The 7,235-nt window shown below is 31.7% G+C and carries 5 protein-coding genes and 1 pseudogene; 4 read left to right on the top strand and 2 right to left on the bottom strand.

The window, feature by feature from the left end; translation table 11 throughout:
- Window positions 1-199: 199 nt before the first annotated feature.
- Window positions 200-1,243: pseudogene (locus WBQ70_RS07500) on the bottom strand (RluA family pseudouridine synthase).
- Entirely contained in the window at window positions 1,233-1,850 is a 618-nt protein-coding gene (locus WBQ70_RS07495) for a PASTA domain-containing protein (RefSeq protein ID WP_423912423.1), read from the bottom strand. Before WBQ70_RS07495 ends, WBQ70_RS07500 begins: the two are co-directional and overlap by 11 nt.
- Before the next feature lie 283 nt (window positions 1,851-2,133).
- Here WBQ70_RS07495 and WBQ70_RS07490 point away from each other — a divergent pair, with 283 nt between their 5' ends.
- The 4 genes from WBQ70_RS07490 (at window position 2,134) to WBQ70_RS07475 (ending at window position 6,810) form a co-directional block, all read left to right on the top strand.
- Window positions 2,134-3,108, top strand: a complete 975-nt coding sequence (locus WBQ70_RS07490) for a D-alanine--D-alanine ligase (protein WP_423912420.1) — start codon at window positions 2,134-2,136, stop codon at window positions 3,106-3,108.
- Window positions 3,109-3,114: 6 nt separating this feature from the next.
- Window positions 3,115-3,807 (top strand): DUF421 domain-containing protein, encoded by a 693-nt coding sequence (locus WBQ70_RS07485; protein WP_423912418.1) that lies wholly within the window; start codon window positions 3,115-3,117, stop codon window positions 3,805-3,807.
- Between the two features lie 58 nt (window positions 3,808-3,865).
- The gene (locus WBQ70_RS07480) at window positions 3,866-4,438 is read left to right on the top strand and encodes a TMEM175 family protein (protein WP_423912416.1); all 573 of its coding nucleotides are present in this window, start codon (window positions 3,866-3,868) and stop codon (window positions 4,436-4,438) included.
- Window positions 4,439-4,977: 539 nt separating this feature from the next.
- On the top strand, window positions 4,978-6,810 hold the full coding sequence (locus WBQ70_RS07475) for an ABC transporter ATP-binding protein (RefSeq protein ID WP_423912414.1): 1,833 nt from the start codon (window positions 4,978-4,980) through the stop codon (window positions 6,808-6,810).
- The last annotated feature ends 425 nt before the right edge of the window (window positions 6,811-7,235 follow it).

Below are 7,235 nucleotides of genomic sequence, written 5' to 3'. Positions count from 1 at the left end.
GAAGAGGTCTTTTATATTTCAACCTAATCTGTGAGGGGATATAATCACCCTTTTAAACATAGGTTTTGTTCGCAAATACAAGTTCGCAACTCTTTGTCAAAGTCCGATCATTTTCTTCAAATCTGTTGCTAATATAATAAAAAATCATGTAGATTTTAAAATAGTGTATTAAATAGAGGTGTTTCATTGATAGAGCGGTTTAGTTATCCTCATCATCAATCATGTTTGATTTTGAATAGCCTCTCCATTTTTCAATACAATCTTGAAAATCTTTAGGTAGTTCAGTATCAAACCTCATGTGTTATTTTGTATTAGGATGAACAAACCCTAAAGTTTTAGCGTGTAAAGCTTGTCTTGGTAATACTTTAAAACAGTTGTCTATAAACTGCTTGTATTTAGTAAACGTAGTTCCTTTTAAGATCAAATGACCGCCGTAACGTTCGTCATTAAATAAAGGATGTCCTATATGTTTCATATGAGCTCTAATTTGATGGGTGCGTCCTGTTTCAAGTTGACACGAAATCAAAGTAACATATCCAAAACGTTCCAAAACTTTGTAATGTGTTATGGCAGGTTTTCCTATTTCTGGATCTGCAAAAACAGCCATTTGCATACGATCTTTTAAGTGGCGGGCTAAGTTTCCTTCAATCGTTCCGCTTTCATCTGCTACATTTCCCCAAACCAAAGCCACATATTCTCTTTCAGTAGTTTTGGCTTCAAATTGCTTTGCTAAATGCGTCATCGCCGCTTCTGTCTTTGCAATTACTAATAAACCCGAAGTATCTTTGTCAATACGATGTACTAATCCTGGACGTTCGCTACTATTCATTGGTAGGTTTTCAAAATGAAAAGCTAAGGCGTTTACGAGCGTTCCAGTATAATTTCCATGACCAGGATGTACCACAAGACCTGGTTCTTTATTAACGAGTAACAAAGCGTTATCTTCATAGACAATATTCAATGGAATATTTTCAGGCAATACATGATTCTCAAAGGGTGGATGAGATAACATAACCGTTACAACATCAAAGGGTTTAACCTTATAATTGGACTTTACTGTGATTTCATTGACAAAAATATTTCCGCCAATCGCTGCATTTTGAATCTTATTACGAGTTGCATTAGGGATTAAACCCATCAAATATTTATCAATTCGCAACAAAGTTTGTCCTTTTGGAACTTCAAATCTATGGTGTTCGAATAATTCTTCATCTAAGTCAACTGACTCTATATTATTGTTCATTTGGCATTTCATCAGTTGGAGTAGCAAGGCTATCCGTTTCTATACTCTCTTCATAACTCGCTTTACCATCTCCTAAAACCAAATCAATTTTAGAACCTTTCAAGACTTTATCTCCAGGTTTTACATTACGTCCTTTAAAACGCATTTCTAATACCATATCTTTTGCTAAATTTGGAATATAGGTAATTATCCCCTCTTCAAGTCCTAAAGCTTTCAAAGTAGGAATAGCTTCACGATAGGTTTTATCAACTAAATCAGGGATTTTAATGGATGAAAAACCCGAAGCATTAATTTTAATGTATACTTTGCGTCCCACTTTTACTTTAGCACCAGGCAATGGATCTTGTTGAACCACAGAGTGTTTAGGGTAGCCACTTCTATAGTCCACACTGTCTAACAGTACGTATGCTAAATCCAATTCGTCTAATTTCTCTTCTACTTGCTCTTCCGTTAATTTACTTAAATCAGGAACAGTAATCTCATTTCCGTGATCCGTTGTAAAGGTTAACCAATGTGTTAACAAATATCCTAAAACGCCTATAAACACGGCAGCTAGTAAAACTTGAGTAAAAAACACTCGACTCGTAAGGTATTTACGTAAACTCATAATTTATTTTTAATATGTGACAAAGATAAAGCTATTTCGTTCCAAAAAAAATGATAATTTTGTTTATTGTTTTTTAGAGCTATTTAGCTTCGCTGAATCTCCGATGTCCCGCTATTCGTTACAATTTTTATGTTAGTACAGAAAAGACTTATATAAAAGATTTCTTTTTCAAACGAAGTTCATGGAACTCCGATGGAACTATAAGTAGTGTGAAGTAATTAGGGCATTTGATTTCAAAACAATAGTACTCAATTCAATAAATATAAATAGTAAACAACAATAAATGAAAAATATTGCCATCATCATGGGTGGGTATTCAAGTGAATACAAAATCTCATTAATTAGCGGAAACGTAGTTTTTCAAAATTTAGATAAAAACAAGTACAATGCCTACCGTATCCATATTTTTAAAGAAAAATGGGTTTACGTCGACGCAAATGATATTGAATATCCAATTGATAAAAATGATTTCTCAGTAGTTCTTGATGGAAATCGAGTTCATTTTGACTGTGTATTTAATGCAATACACGGTACACCTGGAGAAGATGGGTTAATGCAAGCTTATTTTCAATTACTTGCTATCCCACAAACTGCTTGTGATTATTATCAAGCTGCATTGACATTTAACAAAAGAGATTTGCTATCCGTTTTAAAACCATACGGGATTAAAACCGCGATTTCTTATTATTTGAATCAAGGAGATGCAATCAATATTGAGGAAATCATTGTCAAAGTAGGCTTGCCATGTTTCGTTAAACCTAATAAAGCTGGTTCGAGTTTTGGAATTTCAAAAGTAAAAACCGCATCCGAATTACCCAAAGCAATTGAAATAGCCTACAAAGAAGACAATGAAATCATTATTGAAAGTTTCCTTGATGGTACAGAGGTTTCAGTCGGAGTTATTAATTATAAAGGACAAACCACCGTATTGCCTATTACTGAAATCGTATCTGAGAATGACTTCTTTGACTATGAAGCAAAATACCTAGGGCAATCACAGGAAATTACACCTGCTCGCCTCTCTGACGAAATGACTCAAAAAGTAGGTGCTATTGCTAAGCGTGCTTACGAAGTGTTGAAAATGAAGGGATTTTCTCGTTCTGAGTTTATTATTGTAAATGACGAACCACACATGCTTGAAATGAATACGATTCCAGGTTTAACCACAGAAAGTTTGTTGCCGCAACAAGCTGCAGTAGCTGGAATTACATTGGCAGATTTGTTTTCCAATGCGATTGAATTAAGTCTTGAAAACTAAATCTTTATGAAAGAAATTTTTGAATGGGATAGGTTGTTGTTTAATGACTTACCTAAAAGTTTTATTTTAGAAGTCATATTCCGTTCAACTGTAATGTTCTTTATTTTGCTATTGACGATAAAATTAGCTGGGAAACGAGGGGTCAAACAGTTATCAATTTTTGAAACTGTAATTATTATTGCTTTAGGTTCTGCAGCAGGTGATCCTATGTTTTATGAAGATGTAGGTATTATACCCGCAGCTATAGTATTTTTGGTAGTTATTATACTTTATCGATTTGTTACATGGCTTACCGCAAAAAATAAAAAATTTGAGGAATTAATTGAGGGAAAAGTAGAGTGTCTTATTAAAGAAGGGAGATTCTCTATCACTTCATTTAAAAAAGAAACTTTGGCGCAAGATGAATTTTTTGCCGAACTCAGAGTTAAGTCTATTGAACATTTGGGACAAGTAAAGAATGCTTTTTTAGAAACTAGTGGAGAATTAAGTGTGTTTTATTACGAGGATAAAGAAGTTCAGTATGGTCTGCCTATTTTGCCTTCCTTATTTCAAAAAAAGAGTAAAACAATTCCAGCTGCAGGGCTGTATGCATGTACTTTTTGTGGACATACTGAAAATCAAATGCCTGGAATAGCAAAGTGTAACGTTTGTGAAAAAGACGAATGGGTTGAAGCTATTAGAACCTTTAGAATTGGATAATTAAAAAAGTTAACCTCACATTTATTTTTCATCAAATTATTTTAAAAACGAATACGTTATGAATAAAAACAGAATTGAAGCCTTTAGCGATGGTGTTTTAGCTATAATCATTACTATTATGATTATCGAAATAAGAGCGCCACATGAAAGTAGTTTTGAAGCTTTAGAGCCTCTAATTCCGGTGTTTTTGAGTTATATTTTAAGTTTTACATATGTAGGGATTTACTGGAATAACCATCATCATATGTTTCAATCTATAAAATCAGTAAATGGTGCGGTATTGTGGTTAAATATGCATTTATTGTTTTGGTTGTCGCTAATCCCTTTTGTTACTAGCTGGATTGGAGAACAACATTTTTCAGCTGTTCCCATGAGTATTTATGGTTTTGTTTTGATGATGAGTGCTATCGCTTATTTTACCTTGCAAAATAAATTGATTCATTTACAGGGTAAGGAATCCATTTTGAAAAACGCCATCAAGGACGATAAAAAAGGAAAGATTTCATTACTGTTTTATTTTTTGGCTATTCCATTGGCCTTTATTTCTCCATGGATATCGGGAATGTTTTATATTGCTGTTGCTGTATTATGGATTGTTCCTGATAAAAGAATTGAAAATTTAATTGAATAATACATTTGCCTTAAAATAAGGTAATGTAGTCAAAAATGGTTGGAGATTTTTCATTTCATATAGATGATATTCTTATATCAAATCGAAGAATAAATTGACTCTGTGAGGAACAATCACTTATCCAGTTCTTAAAACAAATTTATTATCAGAGATTAGTATTGGTTTGTTGTTTTTTATGGAATAGGTTAATTTATATCAGTATACAGGTTTTGTTTGTTTATATTGATTTAATTGTTTGTGATTTTATATTTAAAAGTTTTGGAATTATGAATTCAAGTAAATATATTTTCTCCAATAATTGTGTTTTTTGAATAGGTATCAGTTTGAAAAATTGTTAAAAAGTACAATAGTAACATTCCTAGTGAGTATAAAAAAAATACTTAATTATTGCAACTATTGAGTATGTTTGTATTTCTGTATTTGTTTCTATTTTATGAGGACTCTGATTTAGTTTTGTTTAGTTTTAAAACTATTTTAATTTTATCTTTGCCAAAAATAGGTACTTAAATTTTCGCCTTTTTTAAATCTAAAGTTATTAAATGAAAAATTTCAAACGCTTTCTAAAGTATTTAATCCCGCATAAAAGGAATTTTGTTATTAGTATTATTTTCAATGTTTTATATGCATTATTTTCAGCAATTTCAATGCTTTCGCTTTTTCCTTTAATGAAAGTTTTGTTTTCAGATGGAGAAAAAGTACATGTAAAACCAGTATATGAAGGGATTAAAAGTATCGATAAAAGATATTTAGAAGAGTCATTGAATTATTTTATTACACACAATACTGAGACTAAAGGAGCCTTAAGCACTTTGATTTGGATGGTGGTTTTTGTTCTGACAACTTTTTTACTAAAAAATCTTTTCAATTTCATTTCGATAGTTTATATGACTTATTTGAATAATGGAATTTTGAAAGATTTAAGAAATGATGTGTACCAAAAAGTAATAGGGTTGCCAGTATCTTTTTTTTCGAACGAAAGAAAAGGAGATTTGATTTCTAGAATGACATCGGATATTAATACGATCAAAGGAGCTTTTATGAGTGTGTTAATGATGGTTAGTGAACCACTTACAATTGTATTCACTATGGCATCTATGTTTATTATTAGTTGGAAATTAACTATTTTCGTATTTCTTTTCTTGCCTATCTCTGGGTTTTTGATTTCAAAAATGAGTAAATCTATCAAAAGTCAATCAGGGGATATTTTTTCTCTTGAAGGACATTTATTATCAGATATTGAAGAGACTTTAGGTGGAATTAAAGTGATTAAAAACTTTACATCTGAAAATTTCTTCAAACGAAGGTATTATAATTCTACAGAACATATCAATAACTTGAATAATAAAATGGGAGCTCGTATGAGTCTGGCAGGACCTATGAGTGAGTTTTTAGGGATTTTTGTCATATCAATTTTATTAGTATATGGAGGATCATTAGTATTAATTGATGGTTCAATGAGTGGAAGTGCTTTTATTGCTTATATGGGATTAGCGTATCAAATTCTAACTCCGGCCAAATCGATTACTAAAGCAAATCAAGCTTTATTAGGTGGAAATGCAGCTTATGAACGAGTTGCTTTTATTTTAGACGCAACTAATCCCTTACAAGATAATCCTGATGCTATAGAAATTACTGAGTTTAAAAGTGAAATTAAATTTACGAATGTTTCCTTTAAATACGATAATGAATACGTACTACGTGATTTTAATCTAACAGTGCCAAAAGGTAAACGAGTGGCATTAGTAGGAGAATCGGGTAGTGGAAAATCTACTTTGGCTAATTTGGTAACAAGATTGTACGATGTCACAGAAGGTAGTATTACATTTGATGGTGTAAATATTAAGGATGTAAAAGCAAAATCATTACGAAAACAAATGGGAATTGTAGCTCAGGATTCCATCTTGTTTAACGATACTATTGCAAAAAATATTTCGTTGAGTATTGATGAACCTAGTATGGATGCGATTATTAGTGCTGCTAAAATAGCGAATGCACATAATTTTATTTCGGAATTTCCAGAGCAGTACAACAGTCCAGTAGGTGATGGTGGCGGAATGTTATCTGGAGGACAGCGTCAGCGTGTGGCTATTGCAAGAGCAGTGATGAAAAACCCACCGATTATGATATTGGATGAAGCGACTTCAGCGCTAGATACTGAATCTGAAAAATTAGTACAAGTAGGTTTAGAAAACATGATGGAAAATAGAACTTCTATTGTGATTGCGCACCGATTATCAACGATTCAAAATGCTGATTTAATTGTAGTAATGAAAAAAGGTAGAATTGTGGAGCAAGGTTCACATGAAGAGTTAATCAAGATGAATGGAAATTATGCCAATTTGGTTAATTTGCAGACGTTGGAGGTTTTGTAGATTTGACTTTTTTGTGTATAAATGATTTTGCTGTTTTTTGGGAATTTTGTTTTTGTAATAATTAATTATATGTTCCATATCTTGAATCAATAATTCTAGAAAATTATATTCTACATCGTAAATATTTAAGGATAGTTTCTACTATCCTTATTTTCGTTCTACCATTTTTAGTGTGAGTTTGTAGTAAAAATAAAAAAGACAACACGGATTTTCACGAAATAAATATGGGTTTTAATTACATTTGAATACAATTAGAACATTGAAATTTGTGTTAATTCATGTAATTCTATCTAACTTTTTGGCTCTTCGCCAAAATTAGTGAAAAACCAAATTAGGTTATTTGGAGATGAAAATTAAACCATAACTAAAAACTGATTTTTAAAGGATATTTCTTGATAAAGACAAAATCTATTCAACAATTATTA

The organism is Flavobacterium sp. (genome assembly GCF_049590715.1).
GTDB lineage: Bacteria > Bacteroidota > Bacteroidia > Flavobacteriales > Flavobacteriaceae > Flavobacterium.
The sequence above is the reverse complement of the archived record's forward strand: the minus strand, read 5'-3'. Positions and strand labels throughout refer to the sequence as shown.

Excerpts from the sequence above, each read along its gene's own strand:
- WBQ70_RS07495 (WP_423912423.1), bottom strand. The coding sequence starts at position 1,850 with ATGAGTTTACGTAAATACCTTACGAGTCGAGTGTTTTTTACTCAAGTT.
- WBQ70_RS07490 (WP_423912420.1), top strand. The coding sequence starts at position 2,134 with ATGAAAAATATTGCCATCATCATGGGTGGGTATTCAAGTGAATACAAA.
- WBQ70_RS07485 (WP_423912418.1), top strand. The coding sequence starts at position 3,115 with ATGAAAGAAATTTTTGAATGGGATAGGTTGTTGTTTAATGACTTACCT.
- WBQ70_RS07480 (WP_423912416.1), top strand. The coding sequence starts at position 3,866 with ATGAATAAAAACAGAATTGAAGCCTTTAGCGATGGTGTTTTAGCTATA.
- WBQ70_RS07475 (WP_423912414.1), top strand. The coding sequence starts at position 4,978 with ATGAAAAATTTCAAACGCTTTCTAAAGTATTTAATCCCGCATAAAAGG.